A 25,996-nucleotide genomic window follows, 5' to 3' on the forward strand; every position below is an offset into this window, starting at 1 on the left:
ACAAAGAAACCAGAGTTACTTGGAAGGAGAACGGTAAGATGGAACCAACTACCATTGTTTTATTTGGTGCAACTGGCGATTTAGCCAAAAGAAAAATATATCCTGCCTTATATAACTTATATCTTGAGCAGAAGCTTCCTGAAACCTTCTCATTGATTGGTCTGGGGCGTAGAGATTGGTCTGATGAATTCTTTCAGGCACAAGTGGAAAAATCATTAAATGAATTTTCCAGACGCCAAGCTGATCCTGAAGTTGTGAAGTCATTTGTGAAAGCTTTCCGCTACAGTGTATTGAATATAAGCCATAAGGAAGATTATATAAAGCTGTTGGGATTAGTTGAACAAAGAGAAGCTGAACTTGGCATTCCGTCCAATCGCTTGTTTTATCTCTCGGTTGGTCCGGAATTTTTCGAACCGATTGCCGAGAACATTCAAGAAAGTGGACTGGGTTCCACAGAGGGATGGAAACGCCTCGTTATCGAGAAGCCATTTGGTCACGATCTACAGTCCGCCAGAGACCTTAATCGCAAATTAAGCGAATCGTTCACGGAGGAAGAGATTTATCGGATTGACCACTATTTGGGCAAACCGATGGTACAGCGTCTGGAGACGTTGCATCAGAGTAACCCAATCATGAAGGCGTTATGGAACAACCGTTACATCTCCAATGTGCAAATTACGGCGAATGAGACTGTAGGTGTCGAAGAACGTGCATCCTATTATGATCATGTTGGTGCAGTGCGAGACATGTTCCAGAATCATATGTTGCAATTGCTCATGATGATGGCGATTCAGCTTCCATACAACAGTACTTCCGAAAAAGTTGGATTGAAGAAAAAACACATTATGGAATCGATCCAGCCGTTACAAAAACAAACTGTGGGCGCAAACATCATCCGTGGACAGTATGCAGAAGGCAACATTCAAGGTAAACCGGTAAATGCGTATACTGCTGAACCGGGTGTAGCCGAGAATACGATGAATGACACATTCATTGCTGCCAAATTGCAAATTGATGATTTCTTCTGGCGTGGTGTTCCGTTTTACATTCGCACGGGTAAAAGAATGAAGGAGAAATCAACACGTATCGTGATTGAATTCAAAGAACCTTCAGGACAGACAAATGTGCTGAAAAATAAGGGTTCCAAGCCAAACCTGCTTGTCATTGAGATGAGTCCGGATCAGAGCATGACATTGCAACTGAATGCAAGTGATCCTGAGAATAAAGGTGAATTCAAACCGGTTCATATTGATCTTTCTCCGGACAAAGGTGACCTTGCGGAAGCTTATGAGAATCTGATTCGTGATGCTTTGCTGGGTGATCCAACCTTCTTTGCCCACTGGGATGAAGTAGAATTGTCATGGGCATGGGTGCAGCCAATTCTGGATGCATTCCAGGAAAATCTGTTGCCACTTCACCTGTATCCTGCGGGTAGCTATGGACCGGTTGAATCAGATGTTATGCTTGAAGAAGAAGGTCACCACTGGTGGTTTGATGAGCCGGCGGATCAGGAGTCTGTAGTTACAAATAGCATACCCTTGGCGGTTAATGCGAATCTCTAAACCAAAATAAAAAATATATCTGGAGGTAATTTAATCATGAAATTTTTTATCGATACAGCTAACGTGGAAGATATCCAAAAAGCATACAAAATCGGCGTATTATCTGGCGTAACAACAAACCCATCTTTGGTAGCCAAAGAGGGCGTGAAATTCGAAGATCGTATTGAAGAAATCTTGCGTTTGGTACCTCAAGTGGAGTCCGTTTCTGCGGAAGTGACACCAGATGCCCTTACTGCTGAAGAAATGATCGCGCAAGCAGACGAATTGATCAAAATTAACAACAGTGACAAAAACATTACGATCAAATTGCCAATGACACTTGCAGGACTTGAAGCTTGCCGTTACTTGACCAAAAAAGGCGTGAAAACCAACGTAACGTTGATCTTCACTGTGAACCAGGCGCTCCTGGCTGCTCGTGCTGGTGCGACATATGTATCCCCATTCCTGGGACGTCTTGATGATATCTCCGAGGATGGCGTACAATTGGTTACCAAAATTGCTGAATTGTTCCGTACACATAACCTGGATGCACAGATTATTGCGGCTTCTGTAAGACATCCGGATCACGTTACACGTGTAGCGATGGCTGGAGCACATATTGCTACTGTTCCATTCTCCGTCATTGAACAGATCTCCAAACACCCGCTGACAGATCAAGGTATGGACAAATTTGCAGCGGACTGGAAAAAAACAGTACAATAATCTATAACCATTCATTCGTTTCAACTTACTATATAAATAATGGAGTATTGGGAGGACATAATGAGTAAACAACAGATTGGTGTTATTGGATTGGCAGTAATGGGTAAAAACCTGGCTTTGAATATTGAAAGCAAAGGTTTCTCGGTATCGGTATTTAACCGTTCCCCGGAGAAAACGAACGATCTTCTGAAAGAAGCCGAAGGTAAAAACCTGACAGGTGCGTTCACTATTGAAGAATTCGTGGAATCCCTGGAGTCTCCGCGTAAAATTCTGATCATGGTGCAAGCAGGTAAAGCAACAGATGCAACGATCGAGCAACTGCTTCCTCACCTGGATGAGGGCGACATCATCATTGATGGAGGTAATGCTTACTTCCCTGACACACAACGTCGCAGTAAAGAACTGGAAGAAAAAGGTTTCCGCTTCATCGGAGCAGGTGTATCCGGTGGTGAAGAAGGCGCACTGAAAGGCCCGGCAATCATGCCAGGCGGTCAGGAAAGTGCTTATCAGTTGGTAGAACCGATCCTTACAGCGATCTCTGCCAAAGTTGGCGATGACGCTTGCAGCACATATATCGGACCAGACGGTGCCGGACACTATGTGAAAATGGTGCATAACGGTATCGAGTACGGAGATATGCAGTTGATTGGTGAAGCTTATCACTTGCTCAAATCCGTATTGAACGTTTCCGTTGAAGAGCTGCATGAGATCTTCACCGAGTGGAATCAAGGGGAGCTGGACAGCTACCTGATCGAAATCACGGCAGATATTTTCTCCAAATACGATCCAGAAACAGGCAAACCAATGGTTGACGTTATTCTGGACGCGGCTGGACAAAAAGGAACAGGTAAATGGACAAGCCAAAGTGCGCTGGATCTCGGCGTTCCCTTGTCCATGATTACGGAATCCGTATTCTCCCGTTTCCTGTCTGCCATGAAGGACGAGCGTGTAGCAGCTAGCAAAATCCTGAGTGGACCAGCAACTGAAGCATTCTCTGGCGACAAAAAAGCGTTCATCGAGAACGTGCGTAAAGCATTGTTTGCAAGTAAAATCGTATCCTATGCACAAGGATTTGCACAAATGCGTGCAGCTTCCGATGAATACGGCTGGGATCTGAAATACGGCAACATTGCCATGATCTTCCGTGGCGGCTGCATCATTCGTTCGCAGTTCTTGCAAAACATTAAAGAAGCATATGACAAAGATGCAGAACTCAAAAACCTGCTGCTTGATCCTTACTTCCAAAACATCGTTGAGTCTTATCAAGGCGCATGGCGTGAAGTTATAGCGGCTGCTGTAAAACAAGGTATTCCAGTACCTGGTTTCTCCAGTGCACTGTCTTACTATGACAGCTACCGTACAGAGCGTTTGCCAGCAAACTTGCTGCAAGCACAACGTGACTACTTCGGTGCTCACACATTCAAACGTGTGGACAAAGAAGGTTCATTCCACTTCCAGTGGATGGACACAAACGAGTAATTTTAATTCCGAAAATATAGCATTCCTGCAGTTGCCCTTGAATTTAGCTATTCAGGGCGGCTACGGGAATGCTTTTTCTCGTTAATGGTTCGAATTTGAATATCATCAAATTGTAATAAAATGTACGAATCTGAGTTTGGCAAACAGATGATCTGACCCTTCAACTACGTTATACTTGTTCAGACGGACCTGTGTCCGTGATGAAAATTCAGAATACAACTTATTGACGTGGAGGTTAGACCGGGCATGTTTGTATTAGCAGGTATATTGTTTTTGGTCGTATACGGTTTATTAGTGTTCTACATAGGTTGGAGCGGTTGGAGTTGGATGAAACCAGTTGTGTCCGCCAGATTTCGATGGTTTTATATTATAGCGCTTGTATTCCTTGCCGTTTCTTTCATTTTGGCACGGGTATTTGGAAGCATTTCGTTTCTAGGTATCATCGGTTCTTACTGGCTGGCAATCTTCTCGTTGTTATTGTTGATCCTGCCCGTCGTCCACCTCACGATGTGGTTGCTGAGATTAACCCGCATTCCGAGACATCACACACAGAAATGGGCGGGAGTTGTTACGCTGGTGCTGTTAGTGTCCACAATGGGTTACGGAATTTTCAACGCTTACAGCCCTGTAGTGAGAACATATAATATCCAGATTGATAAAAAAGTAGAAGGTGTAGACAAGCTCAACATTGTCATGGCTGCCGATATGCACTTTGGACTTCTGTCTGGCCCTGCACATGCCAAACGCATGGTGGAGGAAATTAATGCACTGAAGCCGGATCTGGTGCTGTATCCTGGAGATATTATTGATGACAATCTGGATATGTACCGCAATAGCGGAATTGCCGACATTATCAGTGACATTCAGGCTCCATACGGTGTCTATGCTTCACTCGGGAATCACGATAAGTTCGATGGTCCGATTGAAGATCTGATTGCTGCGCTGGAGAAGAGCAACATGCAAGTTTTGTACGATGACAAGATTGTGCTGAATGACAAGATCACCCTCATTGGTCGGAAAGACCGAACAGAGAAGGATCGGGCAGAAGTAGCTACGTTAATGCAAGGTACTGACTTGAACCAACCGGTACTTATGATGGATCACCAGCCGTATGATCTGGATATTGCGGAGCAGAATAATGTAGATCTGGTCGTATCTGGTCACACCCATCGTGGTCAGATTGCACCGGCTCAGTTCATCACACAGGCCATTTATGAGAACGATTGGGGTTATCTGCAAAAGGGCTCTATGCACTCCATCGTAACCTCAGGATTTGGCTTCTGGGGACCACCAATTCGTACTAGCAGTCGTTCGGAGATTGTACAGATTAATGTGACGTTCCAGCAATGATGAAAGGCCCTTCGAAAGAAGGGCTGCCTAATAAGCACGTCAAGCGTAGATTGATGATACCGGCTCCGCTTTTATGATGACAAGATTAAATCTACTGTCGTCATAAAGCGGAGTATTTCTTATGCAATTTTAAATCGGCGCTTCAAGCCGCCTGTTTCTTATTATGTAAGTTAGTTTCTTACCCCTTTTGAAGGAATGGCTTCAAACGAATAAAATGCGCCTTTTGTATTGATTTTACCGATAAGCGTTGTGGCTCCTTTTTTCGTGAAGGTGTACTCGTTCTCTTGGATACGAACGGAATAACCTTTTAGCTCAATACCAAATATAGATCTGACTGTAGGTACAGCGATAGATAGTGCTTTGTTTTTGCTGAGCTTGGGCTTGGCAAAAGACTTTTTGAAATCAACATCATTTTTCCAGTTGATACCTAATTCGTTGGTGACTTTCCATACCTTTCCGGTCTTGCTGCCGATATGTACGTAATTTAGATTGTCGTCATCCCTATACTGCCATAACATATCTTTTCCTTCTACGGTAAATAAGGTGTAATCAAAAGCTTTTACTGAGGGTATTCCAAGTGTTTTGAGTGAATTTCGTGCTATGTTTGTCATCCAGGCATAGGAATCATCAATTTTATATTGCAGAATTGCCGACATTTGATTTCCTTTGTCCACATCGATGTAAAGTTGTTGACTTGGTCCAAAGATTACCCAGTAGTTTTGGAGTAAATGTCCATGGTCCTGATCATTGGCTTTGAAACGCCAAAAACCACTTTTAATGAAGATATCTTCATCCTCAAATGTTTTTAAGAAGGCATCAAGCTTCAGGCGCAGCGCATTATCCATGACTTTATTGAGATCAGCGGTATCATACATGATAAGGGTGGACGCGACATGATTTGTATCAGGATCGTATCTTTGTGTGAAATCTGCGAATCCAGTTCCATCTATAGTTCCGTTAATGACCCACGGATCAAATGATGTGTCTATTTTGATGAATTGAATGTTCTGTTTCCCCACGAGTTTAACTATTTCATCATTCAAAAGTTTTTGTGTCTTCCGATCCAGCTGGTCAGCGGACATGTAATTCTCTATTAACGAGAGTTCATTGGATTTTGCGGCCAAGGTGGGCGGCGCTGATAACAATAGCGAGATGGCAGCAATGACGGCGGTAAACGAAGTGATTTTTTTCAAAGTGAATCCTCCTGATTAGTTTGGGTCATATCATTAAATATCAAAGGTTATATCTCATTTCAAAATAACATAAAAGGTAAATGTTTCATATGATCTAAAAAAGTGGAATAGAGCGGTAGTATTTTTGGGTTGACACCGTTTTCAGGTTATGATAAATTATATCCGAGGCTTGTTACCGGTAATGCGGGCAAAACCACTATGGAAATGATTTTATTATTTCTGTTTTGGTTTTGCCCTTTTTTATTCCTCAAAAAAAACCAGGTGGGTCCATAATGATTATTAAACAGATATTTAATAACAATATTGTCAGTACCGTGGATGACAAAAATCAGGAACTACTGATCCTCGGCCGGGGTATCGGATTTAAGTTCAAAGCAGGCGATGAGATTGATGAAGAGCGGATTGAGAAGGTTTTTCGTCTTCAGGATACATCGATCTATGAGAAATTTAAATCCATCGTAGCTGAAGTGCCTATTGAGATTCTGCAGGCAACAGATGATATTGTGACACTGGCGCGAACGCAACTGAACAAAACCATCAGTGACGGGATCTATGTCTCGCTATCTGATCACATTCACTTTGCCGTTCAACGCTTGGAAAAAGGAATGATTACTCGTAATCCACTTTCCTGGGAAGTTCAGCACTTCTATAAGGCGGAGTACGATGTGGCCAGAGAAGCACTGACCTTGCTGAAGGAAAGACTGGATATTGAGTTCCCCAAAGATGAAATCTGTAATATTGCTTTGCATTTCATCAATGCGGAAGTCAATGATTCCATGAACGATGTCACTCATCTGATGCAGCTGTTGCAGGAGATTATGAATATCATCAAATATCACTTCAACGTCGAATTGGATGAAGATAGCGTCAACTATTTCCGCTTCATTACCCATTTGAAATATTTCTGTCAGCGTGTCATTACCCATTCTTCACATGATGATGCCGAGGAGTATTTATATGAAGTGGTTCGGAAAAACTATCCGGAGACATTCAAATGTATTGGCAAGATCGAGACTTTTATCCATAAGAACTATCAGTATGACATGACTCACTCTGAGCAGTTATATCTAACGCTCCATCTGGAACGTTTGATGAAAACCAAGCGGGACGAAAAGTCCACGCAATAGAATCAAATTACAACTGGATATCCTATGGGCTTGTTACTGTTCAATCAGGCAATACCCGAATGAGATGGCGCCATCAATATGCGCTAGATTCGTTCGGGTATTTTTTATTGGAAAAATGAGGAGGAAAACATCATGAAACATCAGGATACGGCGCAGGAAATCATTAAAGCCGTTGGGGGAACAAACAATATTAACTCAGTTTATCACTGCGTCACACGTTTGCGCTTTGATCTGAAAGACAACGAGAAAGTTGATAACGGCTCACTCAAGAAACTGGATAAGGTCATGGGAACTAACATTTCCGGCGATCAATTCCAGGTCATTATCGGTAATGATGTGGCAAAAGTATTCGATGCCATGGTGAAGGAAAATCCAGCAATCCAGCAAACTACAGAAAAGAAAGAGCCAAAGTCGGATAAAAAACAAAATGTCGTGCTGAAAATTTTCGAAACAATTGCAGGTGTCTTTGCGCCGATGCTTCCAGCGATTACTGCGGCAGGTATGCTCAAGGGATTACTTGCACTATTCGTGTCTGTAGGTTGGATGTCTGCTGGAACGGATACGTACCGTATTCTTTCAGCCATTGGTGACGGCGTATTCCACTACCTACCTTTACTGATTGCAGTCAGCACTGCTCGTAAATTCGGCAGTAACCCGTTTGTTGCGATTGCACTAGGTACGGCACTCATGTATCCAGACATGACAGCATTGTTATCTAGCGGTGAATCGGTTGGATTTTTGGGAATCCCGGTTACAGCAGTAAGTTATGCTTCATCGGTTATCCCGATTCTTCTTGCAGTATGGTTGATGTCCTATGTTGAGAAATGGGTTGACCGCGTTATCCCTGCTGCACTCAAGCTGCTGCTTGTGCCGCTGATTACCTTACTTGTTATGGTTCCGGTAACGCTGATTGCGATCGGCCCATTGGGTACATTTGTAGGTAGTGGATTGTCTGGTGGCATCAACTGGCTGCTGAATGAAGGCGGATTGATTGCAGGTATTGTTCTTGGCGGCGCGATGGCGCTCATTATTATGACAGGAATGCACTATGCACTTGTGCCGATCATCCTGAGTAATATCGCTACACTGGGCTTTGATAAATTCTTGCCATTAACCTTTATCTCCAATATGGGTCAGGCTGGTGCAACACTCGGCGTATTCTTCCGGGCAAAAGATAAAAAACTCAAAACCGTGGCATTGTCAACGAGCTTCACCGCACTCATGGGTGTAACGGAGCCAGCCATGTACGGGGTTAACATGAAGTATAAAAAACCATTTGCCGCAGCGATGATTGGTAGTGCAGTGGGTGGCGGATTCGCCCTTGCTTTTGGCGCGAAAGCGTATGTACTTGCGGGTAACGGTGGTCTGCCAGGACTTCCTTCCCTGATCGGACAAACCTTCTGGTATTCCTTTGGGGGTATGATTTTGGCCTTTATCGTAGGTGCAATCATGTCTACGATATTTGGTATCAAGGAAGAAGAAGGAGACGCAGAGGCGTTAGCTCAATTCTCACCGGGTGCTTCTACAGCACCAGCGAAAGTTGTTTCCAACGATGCTGCAACCGTAAATGTGGACGACATGAGCGATCCAACACCAACAAGTGATGCAGTAGCTGTTGCACCGATGACAGGTAAATCCATCCCGCTCAAAGAAGTCAACGATCCAACATTTGGTGATGAATTGATGGGTAAAGGTGTAGCATTTGTTCCAACGGTGGGCGAATTGGTTTCTCCAGTGACAGGTACCATCATGAATGTGTTCAAAACAAAACATGCGATCGTTGTCCGCAGTGATAACGGAATGGAATTGTTGATTCATGTTGGAATTAACACGGTGAAGTTGCGTGGACAGTATTTTGATGCACATGTTGCTACAGGAGCACGTGTACAGGCTGGAGACAAGTTGCTTACATTTGAACTGGCCGAGATTGCAAAAGAATACGACATCACAACCGCTATGGTTGTTACCAATACGGCTGATTACAAGCAGGTTCTACCTGTGAAATTGGGCGAAATCACGATGGGTGAAGACGTCTTGAAAGCTGAGATTTAAACTGTCCGTCTTAGGACTAACAATATCAACTAAAGAAGGAGAGATACGAATGATTAATCGACAAGGGTTTCCGGAAGGTTTTCTATGGGGCGGCGCTATTGCCGCCAACCAGGCTGAAGGTGGATTCGACGCTGGCGGCAAAGGATGGTCGACAGCAGACATGGTTCCTTATTTTGAGAAAAAGGACTACACCAACCTTAGAGAACTGATGCATGTTACCAGTGCAACGGTTGAGAAAGCAATGGCACATCACAGTGCAGAAGGTTATCCGAAGCGTTACGGGATTGATTTTTACCACCGTTTCAAAGAGGATATTGCGCTGTTCGCTGAGCTAGGCTTCAAGACATTCCGTCTGTCCATCAACTGGCCGCGTATTTTCCCAAATGGTTATGATGCCGAGCCCAATGAAGAGGGACTGCGTTTCTATGACGAAGTGTTCGATGAACTCCGTAAATACGATATTGAACCACTTGTAACACTCTCGCATTATGAGATGCCTATGGCGCTTGTCCTCAAATATAACGGCTGGGCTGGCCGCGAAGTGATTGGACATTTTGTAAGATATGCAGAAACGGTGATGACCCGGTACAAGGACAAGGTTAAATACTGGTTGACGTTTAATGAGATTAACACAACTATTATTGAACCGTTCACAGGCGGCGGTATTATTGAAGACCGGGTTGAAAACACGATGCAGGCTTCTTATCAGGCACTTCATCATCAATTTGTAGCCAGCAGCCTGGTAACAGAAAAAGCACGTCAGATTAACCCGAACTTCCAGATCGGATGTATGCTTGCACGCATGATTCACTACCCAGCGACGTCGAAGCCAGAGGATGTGCTACAAGCACAGATCGATAACCAGCTGAACCTGCTGCATACGGATGTACAAGTTCGTGGTAGTTATCCAACGTTTATGGCTCGGTACTGGGCAGAGAACGAAATTACCATTGCCATGGAACCGGGGGACGAGCAGATCCTGCGTGAGCATACGGTTGATTTCATCTCGTTCAGTTATTACACATCCTTGGTGTCTGCAGTGAACCCAGAGGAATATGGAGTAACTGGAGGCAACCTGTACAGTACGATCAAGAACCCGAACCTGGAGCGTACGGAATGGGGCTGGCAGCTTGATCCGATCGGTCTGCGCGTTGCACTGAAAGAGCTGTATGACCGTTATCAATTGCCATTGTTTGTGGTAGAGAACGGCCTTGGTGCCAAAGATACCGTTGAAGCAGACGGTTCCATCAACGATGATTACCGGATTGATTATCTGAGAAAACATATTACACAAATGAAAGAAGCCGTTATGGACGGAGTGGACCTGATGGGATATACCAACTGGGGAGCGATTGATATCATCAGTGCATCCACTTCGGAAATGTCCAAACGTTATGGCGTGATCTACGTGGATCAGGATGACAACGGACAAGGCACATTGAATCGGTATAAGAAAAAGAGCTTTGGCTGGTACCAAAAAGTCATTGCCTCGAATGGTGAGAACTTGGAATAGATTAATCTATAAAGGCACTCCGGGCGTAGCTGGTATTAGGCGCCGGGGCGCCTTTTTAATATAATCAGGTAGAATTCTCATCAACGTTATTGGCATTTCAAGGTAAAAAAGATGACTACATAACATTCTGGATGGTATACTGTGTTCGTATTGGGGGAGGGATAACCATGAAGAAGCCTATTATTGCTGTAGATATGGATGACACGATATGTCATCTGGTCAAGCGGGCTATATATCACAACAACCTCAACTTCCCGACCCATCCGTTGCGCTATGAGGATATGATTCATTGGGATACATCCCATTTGCGTCATCCAGAGAGCACGCATGATGTATTTTATGGTCGGCCGGGTCTGTTCGAGGAATTGGAATTATACGACGAGTATGTTGTAGATGAGATGCGAAAGTTGAACGATGCTTATGATGTTATTGTTGTGACGGCAGCAGAACCAAGAACAGTCGTTGAGAAGTGGAACTGGCTTCAGCAGCATATGCCTTTTATAACCGCAGAACAGTTTATTACATGCAAAAGAAAAAACCTGCTCGCTTTTGATTTGCTCATTGATGATGGAGCACATAACCTGATTCCCGCGCATGAGGACGGCAAAAAGGTCATCTGTATCCCACATCCATGGAACATACAGGAGCGTGAGCGATACAACTTTCCGTTGATGTCTTCATGGAAAGAGGCCAAGGCATACATAGATGAAGTGTTACAGGTTGTTGGTGTCTGAAAGTAAATCTTATTGTCCAGAGTGCTGTGCTCTGGATTTTTTGCGATAGGCGAGAGGTGTTTCGCCTGTTATTTTTTTGAATGCAGCATAGAATGAATCCAAATCCCGATATCCAACCAGCTCTGCAATCAGGCTGACTTTGTGCTGTGAACTCTTAAGCAGTTCACAGCTTTTTTGTATACGGAGGTGTTGCAGGTGGCCGCTAAAGTTCTGTCCGGTATGTCGCAGAAACATTCGCCCAATCTGTTTTTCGCTAAAGCCCGATACACGTACCAGATCAGACATTCGGATTCGGTCGCTCACGTGTTGTTTGAGATAATGAAGAATGTAATCAAAACCGGTGGAATGATGCTCTTCATCATGATCCTTTTGATAAAGTTGTCTGTAGGTCATCAATACCAACTGGCTTACCAAGGTGTATAACATGGTAGACGAACCGATTCCCGGAACGGAGGATTCACGGTACAGCTTCACCATTAGTTCTTCAATCCGGTCGTTGTGATCCACAACGGATATATAAGGAACCTGATTTTGTTCCAGATCCATCAGATGTTGAATGATTTCTTTTTCCTGAATGATTGCTGTCAGCGTGTGGATCAATTCAGCATTAAATAAGCAATTATATATAATTAACGGATGCTCGGTTACGTTGGTGCTGACAGGACGAAAGACATGAGGAACGCCGACAGGAATGACAAACAGCATCCCCTTTGTCACCGGAATGACATCTTCACCGATATGATGAAAGCCCTTTCCTTCGGCAACGTAGCTATATTCAATAAAATCATGTGCGTGAAAAGGAAGCACAAAATCTTCAGAGCAACGATTGACAAAAAGTTGCAAATGATTATGCAGAAAGTATTCACTTTTCATGAGTTGTACAGATGAATTCACAAGCAACCTCCTCGCACAGATGGCTGAATCACCGGATGAAATAGTCCTGATTACCGGGTATTTAGGGCAACAGGATCGATATAATTATATCGTAACCCCGAATGGGAAGCCAAGATGGAAAGGACGATCTGCTAATGTTCAACGTTAGTCACCTTCGCTGTGAGTATAGAATCAATCCGATAGGCCTTGATGTCAAATCACCGAGATTAAGCTGGCAGTTACAGTCTGATCGTCGAAATTGCATGCAATCTGCATACCAGATCCAGCTGTCCCTGTCAGAAGATTTTGATGAGATTGCATGGGATTCTGGCAAGATAAACACGGATCAATCCATACATGTGGAATTAAACCATTTTCAGCCTTCCCCGCAAACGCGATACTATTACCGGATTCAGGCATGGGATGATGCAGGAAATGATTCGGGCTGTTCCGAATCGGCTTATTTCGAGATGGGACTTATGGATAGTCATAACAAGTGGCAAGCAGAATGGATCACAGCTCAACCATCAGATGATGGAGATACGTCATGCCCGCGTATGCGCAAGCAGTTTAATGTGAAACAACCTGTTACTTCTGCCCGCATATATGTTACAGCACTTGGATTATACGAGTTGCATATGAACAACACAAGAGTAGGAGAAGATTATTTTACACCTGGTTGGACCTCTTATCGTAAGCGATTACAATATCAAACTTATGATGTCACCCACCTGCTTCAGGATGGACAGAATACTTTAGGTGCTAATCTGGGAGATGGCTGGTACCGAGGATATCTTGGCTGGAACAAAGAACGGGAGATATTTGGTTCAACGTCCGCATTGCTGCTGGAACTGCATATGAAATACGCAGATGGATCAGAGGAATGTATTATATCCAATGGGGATTGGACCGCTGCTCCAAGTGCCATTCGTATGTCGGACATCTATATGGGGGAGACGTATGATGCACGTATGGAGTCCGACTGGTCGGATTCATCTCAGACGAATTGGTCACCCGTGAACGTACTGGATCATCCCAAAGATATCATCGTTGCTCAGGAGAACGTACCCGTTACCCAAGTAGAACAGCTACAGCCAATCGCCTTGTTAACAACCCCAAAGGGAGATCGTGTAGTAGACATAGGGCAGAATATGGTGGGATGGGTGAGATTCAGCATTCAAGGTGAGGCGGGTCAGACGGTTGAGCTGCACCATGCTGAGATATTGGATCATGAAGGCAACTTTTACACCGATAATCTTCGTGCCGCCAAGCAGTGTATTCGCTACACGTGCAAGGGGGATGGCGTGGAATCATTTGAACCGCATTTTACATTCCAAGGCTTTCGCTATGTGAAGCTGGTTGGCTTCCCGGAACACATTCGTCTGGATGAATTCACCGGAGTAGTGCTGCACTCTAATATGGAGCAAACAGGTCAGTTCTCATGCTCCAGTCCACTGGTGAACCGACTGCATCACAATATATTGTGGGGGCAAAAAGGAAATTTCCTTGATGTGCCGACAGACTGTCCACAGAGGGATGAACGGCTTGGATGGACCGGGGATGCACAGATGTTTATCCGAACGTCCTCCTACCTGATGAATACGGCTCCCTTCTTTACCAAATGGCTGCGGGATCTGGAAGCGGATCAGGGAGAAGATGGCGGTATTCCATTCTTCGTTCCGGATCTGAGAGGTTCCACCTCAGAAGGGTGGGGAGACACCAGTCATTCTTCCGCCGCTTGGGGGGATGCAGCAGTTATTTGTCCTTGGACCATCTATGAGATGTATGGGGATGCCAGATTACTGGCCGAACAATATGAGAGTATGAAGCAGTGGATCGAGTATATTCATGTGCAGGGTGACAATCCGTATCTGTGGAACACGGGATTCCACTTTGGCGATTGGCTGGGACTGGACTCCAAGCCTGATAGTTATGTTGGCGCAACGGACACGGAATATGTGGCATCTGCCTTCTATGCCTATTCGGTTTCGTTAACTCAAAAAGCGGCTGAGGTCCTTGGAAAGACAGATGATGCTGAATATTACAAGGAGTTGCACACAAACATTGTTCATGCGTTTAGAAATGAATTCGTGACTCCAGCTGGCAAAATTGCTGTTCCTACGCAAACAGCACATGTTCTTGCGCTCCAATTTGACCTGCTGGACGCCACTGCCCGAACTCGTGCTGTCGATCAATTGGCAAAACTCGTGAAAGAGGCGGGCAATCATCTTACTACAGGCTTTGTGGGTACACCTTATCTGAATCCGGTATTGAGTGATGCAGGTCTTCACGACCTGGCATATACATTACTTTTTCAAGAGGATTATCCGTCCTGGCTATATCAGGTGACTCAAGGCGCAACGACCGTCTGGGAACATTGGGATGGGATCAAAGAGGATGGCAGTCTCTGGAGTGCTGATATGAACTCATTTAACCACTATGCGTACGGAGCGATTGGAGAATGGTTGTATCGTTACGTTGCCGGCATTCGGTCCGATGAACATCAGCCAGGATTCCGAATGGTGCATATCGAGCCGCAACCCGGACCTGGACTGGATTGGGTGGAAGCGAGTCTGGAGACGATGTATGGTCATGTTGCTTCAAGCTGGCACCGGTTGGCGGATGGTAAAATGGATATACGGGTGCATATTCCCGCCAACACGAGAGGTACGGTACGTCTTCCTGGAGCAGGTGCACAGATCGTTCTGGAACAAGGGAAACCGTTGAATCAGTTGGATCAGATAAGTGGAGTTCAGGATATTCAAAACATTGGAGACGATGTTGAAGTCACACTTGGATCTGGAAGTTACCGATTTACGTACAAAGACACGGATGCGAAAAAGGATCGGGATGTTCAGGAGGCTACATTGACAGAGTCCGTATAATGATAGAATAAGTGGTAAGATGTACACTTGAAGAGGATCTGCACACACGCAGGTCCTTTTTCGAACTTGTTGAGAGTAAATTTGTAGTATTTGAACAATGAAAGGAGCATGACCATGGCAAAACCTGCATTCAAAGATGCACCTTTACGTAGTGAAATAGAGGATTTGGCTAAGCAACAGGATCACCATACATTGGCTTGTTGGGCTGCGGAGTGTGCGGCACGTGTCTTGTATATATTTGAGAAGAAGACGGAGGATCTCCGCGCCCATGATGCCATTGATGCAGGAAGAGGTTGGATCCGTGGAGAGATTGCCATGGTTGATGCACGAAAGGCGGCTTTTGCAGCTCATGCTGCTGCACGGGAAGCCGATCATGTCGCTGCCTCTGCTGCCTCTCGTGCGGCGGGACACGCAGCTGCAACGGCACATGTCAAAGGCCATGCGGTACATGCCGCAACCTATGCAGTGAAAGCTATCTTTTATGACTCTTTGATGGAAGAACAAGAACGTCGTGTCTTGGAAGAGAGAACGTGGCAATATCAATATCTGTTGGGAGGATGTAATGATCATGGGGAAAGAACACGTGAGATTAATTAAACCATCAAAAGCCTATAAGGATGCGTATTTGGCATTTTATGAAGACTGGGTCAGAAGTGGAGAATTGATGGTTCCTTGGATCATTTCCAAAGATCCTTATGCGTTCGATGAGATGTTGGCATTTTTGCAGCGTAATGAACAAGGGATCGACATCCCGGAGGGCTGGGTCAAAGACAGTACATATTGGCTGGTCACGGAGAGTCAACAAATCGTGGGTGCTGTGAATATAAGGCATGAGCTTAATGATAAATTGTTCAACAGTGGAGGACATATTGGATATGGTATTCGTCCAGGAGAGCGGCACAATGGCTATGGTTCCGAAATTCTCAGGCTTTCTTTGGAGAAAACGAGAGAGCTTGGAATTTCCAAAGTATTGGTCGTATGTGATGCGGTTAATGAGCCTTCCAGAAGGGTTATCCTTCGAAATGGTGGCATTCGGGATGAAGACTATGTGGAGTCCAATGGCAACGTTGTTGAACGATTCTGGATAGAGAATGTCGAATAATGCAGAATAATGATGAAATAAAACGAAAATAATATGGATTATGATTGTATTACCCTCGTGTGCTGATTAAAATGAAGCATAGAATCTGGATTGCGGCCGGAAACTATCATCCCATATCAGGCACAAGTGAGGTTATCTTTATGAATCAACCGGTTAATCGGCCCCGGCGAATTGAGTATCTGGATCTCTTTCGTGCTTTTGCCATCATGGCAGTGGTAGCTATTCATGCAACTTCAACAGCAGTTGCGCATTACCCCAAGCATACATTAGATCATGATGTGTATTACTTCTGGAACACGTTTTTGCAATTTGCCGTTCCAGCGTTTCTGTTCCTGTCATCCCTGGTCTTGTTCTACAACTACAGCTCCAAGGTGAATGAGAAAGGTTGGATGCTCGCTTTTTATAAGAAGCGTTTATTTAATGTATTTGTTCCCTATGTGGTGTGGTCCCTTATCTATTTTGCCATTAAACAGTTGCTTGCGGGCAAAGAACCTTTGACCCATAGTGTTCAATTTGCCAAACAATTAGTGATGGGAACCGCTCATACGCACTTGTACTTTTTTCTGATTATTCTTCAATTCTATATCGTTTTTCCGTGGCTTCTGTACCTTACACGCCATCGTTTGTTTAATCGTTATTTGCCACTATTCTTTATTGCGGGCCAAGCGATCTTCTATGCACTACATTTGCAGTTTCACTTCGAACGGACAGGAAGTTTGTTACCCAGTTATCTGATCGTGATTGGATTTGGCGCATGGGTTGGGTTGAACTTTGAGTGGGCATTGAACAAACTGTATACTCACCGTTATGTGCTCATAGCTGCGTTGATAGGTGGAGGTGCCATTTTTATATATGGTAATGCTTATATCAAAACCACTTTTGCTGCATACCCGGTTATTACCTATACCGTGCTGTTCCTGTTCCGTAATCTGTTTACCTTGTCAGCCTGCTTGCTCCTGTTGATCTTTAGTGAACGAATCGGCACAGGAAAACATACCGAGGTTCGTAAAGCTACTCGTATTCTGGACTCCTTGGGTACAGTTGCGTTCGGTGTATTTTTAATGCATCCACTCGTATTGCTCTTCTGGAGACGTGAATTCACAGATGACCTGGCTCGGCACTTCAGCGTGGGCATCATTCTATCTTATATTGTGGCGCTCCTGATCTCATGGATCTGCGCGATGGGATTGCGCCGGATGAAGTGGGGATGGGTACTGATTGGACGTTAAGTTAGAATAAACATATGTAATTTAAGATAAGAGATTTCAAGCCCTCACGCGTTGAGGGAATCACTTGAAACCTCTTTTTTATTTGCCCTAAAGAAGTTATTATAGAGTTTAATGTCCATAAAATTGAATTAATGGAATGAACACTACCTTGTCAGGAGTGATCAAATGAAATTAGTGATTATTTTTGGCCCACAGGCTGTGGGCAAAATGACGGTGGGGCAAGAACTGGAGAAGATAACAAAGCTAAAATTGTTTCATAACCACATGACCATTGAATTGGTGTCTCCTTTCTTCAGCTATGGCACACCACAAGGCAAAAGACTGGTGAGTCTGTTCCGGCAGGAGATTTTTGAAGAAGTGGCAAAGAGTGATTTGCCGGGTCTGATTTTTACATTTGTGTGGGCATTGGACGCGGAGTCAGATGGTGAATACATCCGTAAGATCAGTGAGTTGTTTACATCTCAAGGGGGTCAGGTCTGTTATGTGGAACTGGAGGCCGATGCATCAGAAAGACTAGAGCGCAATAAAAGTCCGCATCGTCTGTTACATAAACCAACAAAGCGTGACATTGCGTGGTCTGAGCGAGATTTGCTAGATACGATGAAGCATTATCGATTGAATTCGGAACCGGGAGAAATCAAGCATGAGCACTACATAAGGATTGATAACACACACAAGAGCCCGGATGAAGTGGCAAAGTTAATTCAGGAACGATTTAATTTGTAATCTGAGAAACGTCTAACTTAGCAAAGTAGATACTTTATATGAGAGGGGCACTACATCATGTACTTTGTTATATTTTTGCTCATAGGACTTGTTCTATGTTATCTGATCCCATTCGGTCCGATTTTGGCTGGGGGCATTGTTTTCGCACTTGTGATAGATCATTACCGTCAGACGATGCATATGCGTGAAGATGTCCGGGATATCAAAAATCATCTGGGGTTAATGAACAAAGGTGAGGCGAAAGAGTACGAGATGGATAAGCAATTTAAAGATGTCGATCGTTTGAGTTCAGAAGAAATGAACATGATTAATCGAAGAATCGAAGCAGAGCTGGAGAAAGAAAGCAAAAACAATAAACCGTGAATTCCTGTAAAATAATTCTTGATTTGCTCACTCCTGTGAGTATATTTACCTAGATCAGGAGTCATGCTAATTCGATATTAACTTTTTGTTGCACTGTGTAGAAATATGTAATATTATGAGGGAAGCGCGTACAACATATCGGGTTGTAACTGTTGAATCAGGCAAAGCCGTATACCTTGAGAAAAGGGATTGGTTTGTCTTTTTCTGTATATTGGAGTGATAAAGTGAAAATCGAGAAGGTGCTGAACAATAATGCTGTAGTTGCAATGAATGACGAGCAGGAAGTTATTATCATTGGCCGGGGGATTGCTTATCAGAAGCGGGCGGGTGATATGGTTTCCGAGCAGCATATCGACAAGATATTTACTTTACAGAATGAAGATATTCAGGAAAACTTCAAGGCATTAATCTCAAGTATTCCTCTGGAATACATGAAAGTATCCGAGGAAATCATCGCTTACGCCAAATTAAAACTTGGCAAGAAATTAAATGAGAGCATTTACTTACATCTTACAGACCATATTCACTTTGCCATTGAGCGGTATCGCAAGAATCTGCCCATACGCAACGGTTTAATCTGGGAGACAAAGCAGTTATACAAAGAGGAATATGAAGTTGGAATGGAAGCGCTCAATATGATCTGTGATCAGTTTGGTGTGATCTTGCCCGAGGACGAAGCCGGTTTTATGGCACTTCACTTTGTCAATGCAGCTTTGAACGAGGAAATGCCCAACATCAAGAGTATGACGCAGGTCATGCAGGAAATCCTGACAATCATCAAGTATCATTTCAAGATTGATTTTGATGAGAACTCACTGACATTTTATCGCTTTGTGACACATTTGAAGTTTTTCGCCCAACGTTTGGTGAAGGGAAAACATTACAAGAGCAACAACGATGATGAACTGTTCCTGATGATTCAGAAAAAGTATCCAGCAGCGCACAAGTGCTCGGAGAAAATCAAGAAATTCATTGAAAGCAACTACACGTATCAACTAACTGACGAAGAATTGATGTACTTAACGATTCATATTGAGAGAGTTGTGAATGCAACTTCTGAATAATCCCATAGATCAGCTTGCAGGGTTGCAACCACTAGGGCAAAACCTGAACGCTTGAATGACTGAACATACCGTTAACCGGGTGTTCCATACATTCAGATGTTCAGGTTTTTTTATTCTCTCCAATATGCTTTGAATCCGTGTCTAGCCAGAAAGGAAGAAAAGACTTCATGAAACACGAGCAATTAGCCAAAGACATTCTGTCTGGCGTTGGTGGAAAACAGAACATTAACAGCGTGGTGCACTGTGCGACCAGACTTCGTTTCAAATTAAAAAATGACAATAATGCCAAAACAGACGAACTCAAAAATCTGCCTGGAATCATAACGGTAATGCAAAGCGGGGGGCAATACCAGGTAGTTGTGGGTAACGAAGTGTCTGATGTTTATAAAGCCTTGTTACAGGTGGGTAATATGAATGCGGATGAACCGGTCTCAAGTGATGATTCAGAATCTTCCGGTAAAAAAGAGAGTCTCTTGGGTCAGTTTATCGACTTGATCTCAGGTGTCTTTACACCAATTCTCGGATTGCTAGCTGCAACAGGGATGATCAAAGGTTTCCTGTCCATGTTTACTTCTCTCGAATGGTTGGACCCGTCTTCAGGAACATATCAATTGTTGAATGCTGCAGGTGACTGTCTATTCTACTTCTTCCCGATCTTCCTGGGTTACACAGCTATGAAAAAATTCGGTGGATCTCCATTCCTCGGGATGGCTATCGGAGCATCACTTGTATATCCGACCTTATCTGGTCTTAGTGGTGGGGAACCGCTCTATACGCTGTTTGCAGGCACATTGTTTGAATCACCGATTCATATCACGTTCCTGGGTATTCCCGTTATCTTGATGAGTTATTCCTCATCCGTCATTCCGATTATTATTGCTGCTTATTTTGGAGCAAAGGTAGAAGCATTCTTCAAAAAGATCATTCCATCTGTTGTGAGAACGTTCCTCACGCCATTCTTTACAATTCTGATTGTTGTCCCTGTAACATTCCTCTTGATTGGTCCAATTGCGACATGGGCAAGTCAGCTGATTGGTGCCGGGGTATCGGGTATCTATGACTTGAGTCCGTTGGTGACTGGTATTGTTGTTGGTGGATTGTGGCAAGTATTGGTTATCTTCGGGTTACACTGGGGTATCGTACCAATCATGCTGCTGAATCTGTCCACACTGAAAGCAGATCCGATTCTGGCTATGATGTTTGCTGCTTCCTTTGCTCAGATTGGTGCTGTTCTTGGCGTTATGCTTAAAACGAAAAATACCAAACTCAAATCACTGGGTGTTCCTGCCTTTGTGTCCGGGATTTTTGGTGTAACTGAGCCTGCTATTTATGGACTTACTTTGCCATTGAAAAAACCATTTATTATGAGTTGTATTGCTTCTGCAACCGCTGGTGGTATTATTGGCTTCGCTGGCTCCAAAATGTTTGTATTTGCTTCAGGAATCTTTGGTGTTCCAGCGCTGATTAGTCCCACAGAGGGAATCAACTATGAATTCTGGATGGCCATGATTGCCACTATCATTGCTTTTGTACTAGGCTTTGTTCTCGTTTATTTTGTAGGATTCAAAGATCCTGCTAATCCAGAGGCTGCCAAACAGGCTCCAGAGCCAGTAAAAGAAGAGAAGGCTGCACTTGAGCCTAATCCAAACAATCGCTACGAAATTGCCAGCCCGATGACGGGTGAGGTAGTTCCTTTGCAAGAAATTAATGATGCTACATTTGCTGGTGAACATATGGGTAAAGGGATTGCTATTCGCCCAACCAGTGGGAGAGTTGTATCCCCGATTAATGGTGTGGTACAGACGATTTATCGTACCAAACATGCAATTGGACTTGTAGATGATCAAGGTGTAGAGATTTTGATCCATATCGGTCAGGATACGGTACAGCTCAAAGGTCAACATTTCACTGCACATGTGAAAGATGGGGATCGTGTGAGTGTTGGCGATCTGATCGTTGAATTCGATCTGCAGGCCATTATTGAGGCGGGATATGAGACCGTAACACCGATTATTGTAACGAATACGGCTGATTATTTGGACGTGGTTGCTACAACAAGTCGTGAAGTGCAAGAAAAGGATAAATTGGTTACGGTTATTGGTTAATTCTGCTTTAGTGCGTATTTTATTAATCTGAGCATTAGCTCTATAGAGACCACTTTGATGTTTTCGAAGTGGTCTCTTTTTTTCATTTTCGGTCACTCAAATGTATTTGTGAAATTAATAAAAATAAGTGTTGCAAACGTAGTTCAGATGTACTATGATGAGTTCAAGAAGTAAGCGCATACATCAATCGGATTGTAACTGTTCAATCAGGCAATGCCGACCATCCTCAGTTCAGAGGGTATGGAATGTAACTTACTTTCGTTATCCAAATAATTAAATACCAATGTGTACAGCCTTACAGGGTTGCAACCGTTAAGGGCAAAACCTGAATTGCTGAATAACACGACTGATTTCCGGACGATCCGGTATGTTGTGTATGTTCAGTGGTTCAGGTTTTATTTGTTTCAAAAGTCATGGGGAGTCTACTTAGAGAGGGAGAATTACAATGAGCAACTACGATCAATTGGCTAAGGACATTCTGGCACGTGTAGGTGGTCGCGAGAACGTAAATAGTGTATTCCATTGCGTAACAAGACTGCGGTTTAAACTGAAAAATGAAAGCGTAGCCAAAACAGAAGAACTTAAAAATCTGCCAGGTGTTATTACCGTTATGCAAAGTGGTGGACAATATCAAGTTGTTATCGGCAACGAAGTGCCGGATGTATATAAAGCAGTCGTTAAAGTAGGGAATTTCCCAAGTGAAGGACAAGTGGAAGAGGAAACGGACAACTCAGGCAAAAAAGTAGGGTTGTTCAGCCGATTTATCGACATGATCTCGGGTGTGTTCACACCACTACTCGGTTTGCTGGCTGCCACAGGTATGATCAAAGGTTTTAACGAGATGTTTGTAGCCTTTGGCTGGATAACTCAGGATTCCGGAACGTATCAATTATTGAAAGCAACGGGGGACTGTCTGTTCTACTTCTTCCCGATCTTCCTGGGTTACACTGCGATCAAGAAGTTTGGCGGTTCACCGTTCCTGGGTATGGCGATAGGTGCATCTCTTGTTTATCCGACATTGGGCGGTCTTAAGGCAGGAGATCCACTGTACACCTTGTTTACAGGTACATTGTTTGAATCACCTATCCACATTACGTTCCTGGGTATGCCGGTTATCTTGATGGACTACGCTTCATCGGTTATCCCAATCATTATAGCGACATTTGTAGCTGTAAAATTAGAAAGATTCTTCAAGAACGTTATTCCGAAAGTGGTAAGCACATTCCTTGTTCCCTTTTTCACCTTGCTTGTAATTGTTCCAGCGACTTTTTTGGTCATTGGTCCAATCTCCACATGGGCAGGACAATTGATTGGCGCGGGAGCTACTAATATTTATGAATTAAGTCCTATTGTTACAGGATTGATTATCGGTGGACTATGGCAAGTGTTTGTATTATTCGGACTTCACTGGGGACTGGTTCCGGTTGCATTATTAAATCTTAGTACGTCAGGCGCTGATCCGGTTATCGCAATGTCATTTGCTGCTTCTTTTGCTCAAATCGGTGCTGTACTTGCCGTATTACTCAAAACAAAAAATACGAAAATAAAAACACTCAGTGTACCAGCATTTATCTCCGGTATATTTGGAGTAACAGAGCCTGCGATCTATGGTGTTACGCTTCCATTGAAAAAACCGTTTATTATGAGTTGTATTGCTGGGGGGATCGGAGGCGGTATTCTCGGTTATGCAGGTTCGAAGATATACATGATTGGCGGACTTGGCGTATTCGGTTATCCAACTTTTATTAATAAAGAAACAGGATTAGACTTCGCGTTCTACATGGCTATAGTTGCTTCATTGATTGCATTCGTTCTTGGTTTCGTATTGACGTATGTGGTTGGATTCAAAGATCCGGTGGAAAAAGTAGCTGCACCTGCACCAGTACTTGATCCAAATCCGAACAGCAGATACGAAATCGTCAGCCCAATGGCTGGTGAAGTTGTTGCACTGAACGAAATTAATGACGTAACGTTTGCAGGAGAGCACATGGGTAAAGGGATTGCAATTCGTCCAACCAGTGGTAGAGTGGTATCTCCAATCACAGGTGTTGTTCAAACCGTATATCGTACCAAACACGCCATTGGTCTTGTAAGCGATGATGGTGTAGAGATGCTGATCCATATTGGACAGGATACGGTCAAGCTGAAAGGTCAACATTTTACAACCCATGTGAAAGATGGAGACCGTGTTAACGCAGGTGACCTGATTGTTGAGTTTGATCTGCAAGCGATTAAGGATGCAGGATATGAGACGGTTACACCGATCATTGTCACTAATACTTCAAATTATCTGGACGTTGTAGGAACAAAAGATGCATCCGTTCATGAGAAAGATAAATTGATCACGGTATTAAGCTAATTCTAACTAAGGATGGTTAAGGAGGAACTCCTCGATGAATGAAAAGTTTACAGCCTTCCCGGAGAATTTTCTCTGGGGAGGAGCAACCGCAGCGAATCAATTGGAAGGTGCTTATCTGGAAGGTGGCAAAGGTTTAACAACGGTAGATCTGATTCCGATTGGTGCCAATCGATGGAATATTGCTCTGGGTAACCTGGATTCGTATGAACCAAAAACAGGGGAATTCTATCCTTCACATGAAGCCATTGACTTCTATCATCGATATAAGGAAGATATTGCGTTATTTGCAGAAATGGGATTTAAGTGCCTCAGGCTTTCCATAGCCTGGGCACGGATTTTCCCTAATGGTGATGAAGCGGAGCCAAACGAAGCAGGCTTGCAATTTTATGATGATGTCTTTGATGAGTTATTAAAATACAACATTGAACCTGTCGTGACGATCTGCCATTTCGATGTACCTGTACATCTGGTCGAGTCTTACGGCGGTTGGAAGAATCGTAAGATGATTGGTTTCTTTGAGAAATATGCGACGACGCTTTTCAATCGATACAAGAATAAAGTGAAATACTGGATGACGTTTAATGAAATCAATATGTTGCTGCATCTCCCGTACATTGGAGCGGGTATTGTTCTGCAGGATGGTGAAAACAAAGATCAGGTTCTGTATCAGGCAGCACATCATGAATTGGTAGCGAGTGCACTTGCTGTTAAGGCTTGTCATGAGATCATTCCGGGTGCACAGATTGGTTGTATGTTAGCCGCTGGAATGGTGTATCCATACAGCTCTAATCCGGATGATGTATGGAAAGCCATGGAGAAAGATCGCGAATCATTCTTCTTCATCGACGTGCAGTCGAAGGGAGCATATCCGGGTTATACAAAAAGATTTTTCAGGGAAAATGACATTCAGATTGAAATGCAACCTGAAGATGCAGAGATCTTGATGCAGAACACAGTCGACTATATCGGTTTTAGCTATTACGCAAGCCGGTGCACCAGTACGGACCCTGAGATTTTGAAAGATTCGACAGAAGGCAATGTATTTGGTTCAGTAAAGAACCCTTATCTGCAAGCTTCCGAGTGGGGGTGGACCATTGATCCTAAGGGGCTTCGAATTACGCTTAATCAACTGCATGACCGCTATGGCAAACCTTTGTTTATCGTAGAAAATGGACTTGGAGCAACCGATGTGTTGTTAGACAATGACTCCGTAGAAGATGATTATCGCATCGAATATTTGAATAGTCATTTTGCCGAGATGGCTGAAGCGATTCAAGACGGTGTAGAGCTCATAGGTTACACAAGCTGGGGACCGATCGACCTGGTCAGTGCGGGTACCGGAGAGATGAAGAAACGTTACGGCTATATCTATGTAGACAGAAATAATGATGGTACGGGCACACTTCGCAGACTGAAAAAGAAGAGTTTTCACTGGTACAAAGATGTCATTGCGAGTAATGGCGCACAATATTTCTGATACAAGATGTCCGACGCTATAGAATAAACAAAGAGCAGTCTCGTTATTATGGGATTGCTCTTTGTTTATGAGGGGATGAATTTGACCCATGATGTGGCTTT

Annotated in this window: 20 protein-coding genes; 18 read left to right on the forward strand and 2 right to left on the reverse strand. The window is 43.8% G+C overall.

What is annotated here, in order from left to right; all coding sequences use genetic code 11:
- Positions 1 to 38 precede the first annotated feature (38 nt).
- From zwf to MKY28_RS07955, 4 genes are all read left to right on the forward strand, one after another.
- Positions 39 to 1,562, forward strand: coding sequence for a glucose-6-phosphate dehydrogenase (gene zwf / locus MKY28_RS07940; protein ID WP_036613459.1), 1,524 nt, complete (start codon positions 39 to 41; stop codon positions 1,560 to 1,562).
- A 36-nt stretch (positions 1,563 to 1,598) separates the two neighbouring features.
- Positions 1,599 to 2,264, forward strand: coding sequence for a fructose-6-phosphate aldolase (fsa, locus tag MKY28_RS07945; protein ID WP_340935526.1), 666 nt, complete (start codon positions 1,599 to 1,601; stop codon positions 2,262 to 2,264).
- A 60-nt stretch (positions 2,265 to 2,324) separates the two neighbouring features.
- Entirely contained in the window at positions 2,325 to 3,743 is a 1,419-nt protein-coding gene (gndA, locus tag MKY28_RS07950; protein ID WP_340935528.1) for an NADP-dependent phosphogluconate dehydrogenase, read from the forward strand.
- A gap of 246 nt (positions 3,744 to 3,989) precedes the next feature.
- Positions 3,990 to 5,093 (forward strand): metallophosphoesterase, encoded by a 1,104-nt coding sequence (locus MKY28_RS07955; RefSeq protein WP_100527321.1) that lies wholly within the window; start codon positions 3,990 to 3,992, stop codon positions 5,091 to 5,093.
- A gap of 170 nt (positions 5,094 to 5,263) precedes the next feature.
- On the opposite strand, the gene MKY28_RS07960 is transcribed toward MKY28_RS07955, so the two are convergent.
- Positions 5,264 to 6,286, reverse strand: a complete 1,023-nt coding sequence (locus MKY28_RS07960; protein ID WP_340935531.1) for a hypothetical protein — start codon at positions 6,284 to 6,286, stop codon at positions 5,264 to 5,266.
- 272 nt (positions 6,287 to 6,558) lie between these two features.
- Here MKY28_RS07960 and licT (MKY28_RS07965) point away from each other — a divergent pair, with 272 nt between their 5' ends.
- From licT (MKY28_RS07965) to MKY28_RS07980, 4 genes are all read left to right on the forward strand, one after another.
- On the forward strand, positions 6,559 to 7,413 hold the full coding sequence (licT, locus tag MKY28_RS07965; protein ID WP_340935533.1) for a BglG family transcription antiterminator LicT: 855 nt from the start codon (positions 6,559 to 6,561) through the stop codon (positions 7,411 to 7,413).
- A gap of 132 nt (positions 7,414 to 7,545) precedes the next feature.
- Complete coding sequence (locus tag MKY28_RS07970) at positions 7,546 to 9,465, forward strand: beta-glucoside-specific PTS transporter subunit IIABC (protein WP_340935535.1); 1,920 nt, start codon at positions 7,546 to 7,548, stop codon at positions 9,463 to 9,465.
- Positions 9,466 to 9,514: 49 nt separating this feature from the next.
- Positions 9,515 to 10,978, forward strand: a complete 1,464-nt coding sequence (locus MKY28_RS07975) for a glycoside hydrolase family 1 protein (RefSeq protein WP_076328481.1) — start codon at positions 9,515 to 9,517, stop codon at positions 10,976 to 10,978.
- A gap of 167 nt (positions 10,979 to 11,145) precedes the next feature.
- On the forward strand, positions 11,146 to 11,712 hold the full coding sequence (locus tag MKY28_RS07980) for a 5' nucleotidase, NT5C type (RefSeq protein WP_047843459.1): 567 nt from the start codon (positions 11,146 to 11,148) through the stop codon (positions 11,710 to 11,712).
- Between the two features lie 9 nt (positions 11,713 to 11,721).
- Here MKY28_RS07980 and MKY28_RS07985 read toward each other — a convergent pair whose 3' ends face one another.
- Complete coding sequence (locus MKY28_RS07985) at positions 11,722 to 12,606, reverse strand: AraC family transcriptional regulator (protein ID WP_340935538.1); 885 nt, start codon at positions 12,604 to 12,606, stop codon at positions 11,722 to 11,724.
- Between the two features lie 134 nt (positions 12,607 to 12,740).
- On the opposite strand from MKY28_RS07985, the gene MKY28_RS07990 reads away from it, so the two are divergent.
- The 10 genes from MKY28_RS07990 (at position 12,741) to MKY28_RS08035 (ending at position 25,895) form a co-directional block, all read left to right on the forward strand.
- Entirely contained in the window at positions 12,741 to 15,470 is a 2,730-nt protein-coding gene (locus MKY28_RS07990) for a family 78 glycoside hydrolase catalytic domain (RefSeq protein ID WP_445670887.1), read from the forward strand.
- 114 nt (positions 15,471 to 15,584) lie between these two features.
- Positions 15,585 to 16,067: a putative immunity protein gene (locus MKY28_RS07995; RefSeq protein ID WP_340017731.1), complete on the forward strand. Its 483-nt coding sequence runs from the start codon at positions 15,585 to 15,587 to the stop codon at positions 16,065 to 16,067.
- On the forward strand, positions 16,033 to 16,572 hold the full coding sequence (locus MKY28_RS08000) for a GNAT family N-acetyltransferase (RefSeq protein WP_340017730.1): 540 nt from the start codon (positions 16,033 to 16,035) through the stop codon (positions 16,570 to 16,572). The genes MKY28_RS07995 and MKY28_RS08000 overlap by 35 nt, the downstream gene beginning before the upstream one ends.
- Before the next feature lie 71 nt (positions 16,573 to 16,643).
- Positions 16,644 to 17,801, forward strand: a complete 1,158-nt coding sequence (locus MKY28_RS08005) for an acyltransferase (protein ID WP_340935543.1) — start codon at positions 16,644 to 16,646, stop codon at positions 17,799 to 17,801.
- Positions 17,802 to 17,966: 165 nt separating this feature from the next.
- Positions 17,967 to 18,527 (forward strand): AAA family ATPase, encoded by a 561-nt coding sequence (locus tag MKY28_RS08010; protein WP_339304702.1) that lies wholly within the window; start codon positions 17,967 to 17,969, stop codon positions 18,525 to 18,527.
- Positions 18,528 to 18,584: 57 nt separating this feature from the next.
- Positions 18,585 to 18,890, forward strand: coding sequence for a hypothetical protein (locus MKY28_RS08015; protein ID WP_340017728.1), 306 nt, complete (start codon positions 18,585 to 18,587; stop codon positions 18,888 to 18,890).
- Between the two features lie 224 nt (positions 18,891 to 19,114).
- Complete coding sequence (licT, locus tag MKY28_RS08020; RefSeq protein ID WP_036613486.1) at positions 19,115 to 19,954, forward strand: BglG family transcription antiterminator LicT; 840 nt, start codon at positions 19,115 to 19,117, stop codon at positions 19,952 to 19,954.
- A 167-nt stretch (positions 19,955 to 20,121) separates the two neighbouring features.
- Positions 20,122 to 22,059: a beta-glucoside-specific PTS transporter subunit IIABC gene (locus MKY28_RS08025; RefSeq protein ID WP_036672803.1), complete on the forward strand. Its 1,938-nt coding sequence runs from the start codon at positions 20,122 to 20,124 to the stop codon at positions 22,057 to 22,059.
- 445 nt (positions 22,060 to 22,504) lie between these two features.
- On the forward strand, positions 22,505 to 24,418 hold the full coding sequence (locus MKY28_RS08030) for a beta-glucoside-specific PTS transporter subunit IIABC (protein ID WP_036672802.1): 1,914 nt from the start codon (positions 22,505 to 22,507) through the stop codon (positions 24,416 to 24,418).
- Positions 24,419 to 24,452: 34 nt separating this feature from the next.
- The gene (locus MKY28_RS08035; protein WP_036613491.1) at positions 24,453 to 25,895 is read left to right on the forward strand and encodes a 6-phospho-beta-glucosidase; all 1,443 of its coding nucleotides are present in this window, start codon (positions 24,453 to 24,455) and stop codon (positions 25,893 to 25,895) included.
- The last annotated feature ends 101 nt before the right edge of the window (positions 25,896 to 25,996 follow it).

This window comes from Paenibacillus sp. FSL R5-0473 (assembly GCF_038004565.1).
Lineage (GTDB): Bacteria > Bacillota > Bacilli > Paenibacillales > Paenibacillaceae > Paenibacillus > Paenibacillus amylolyticus.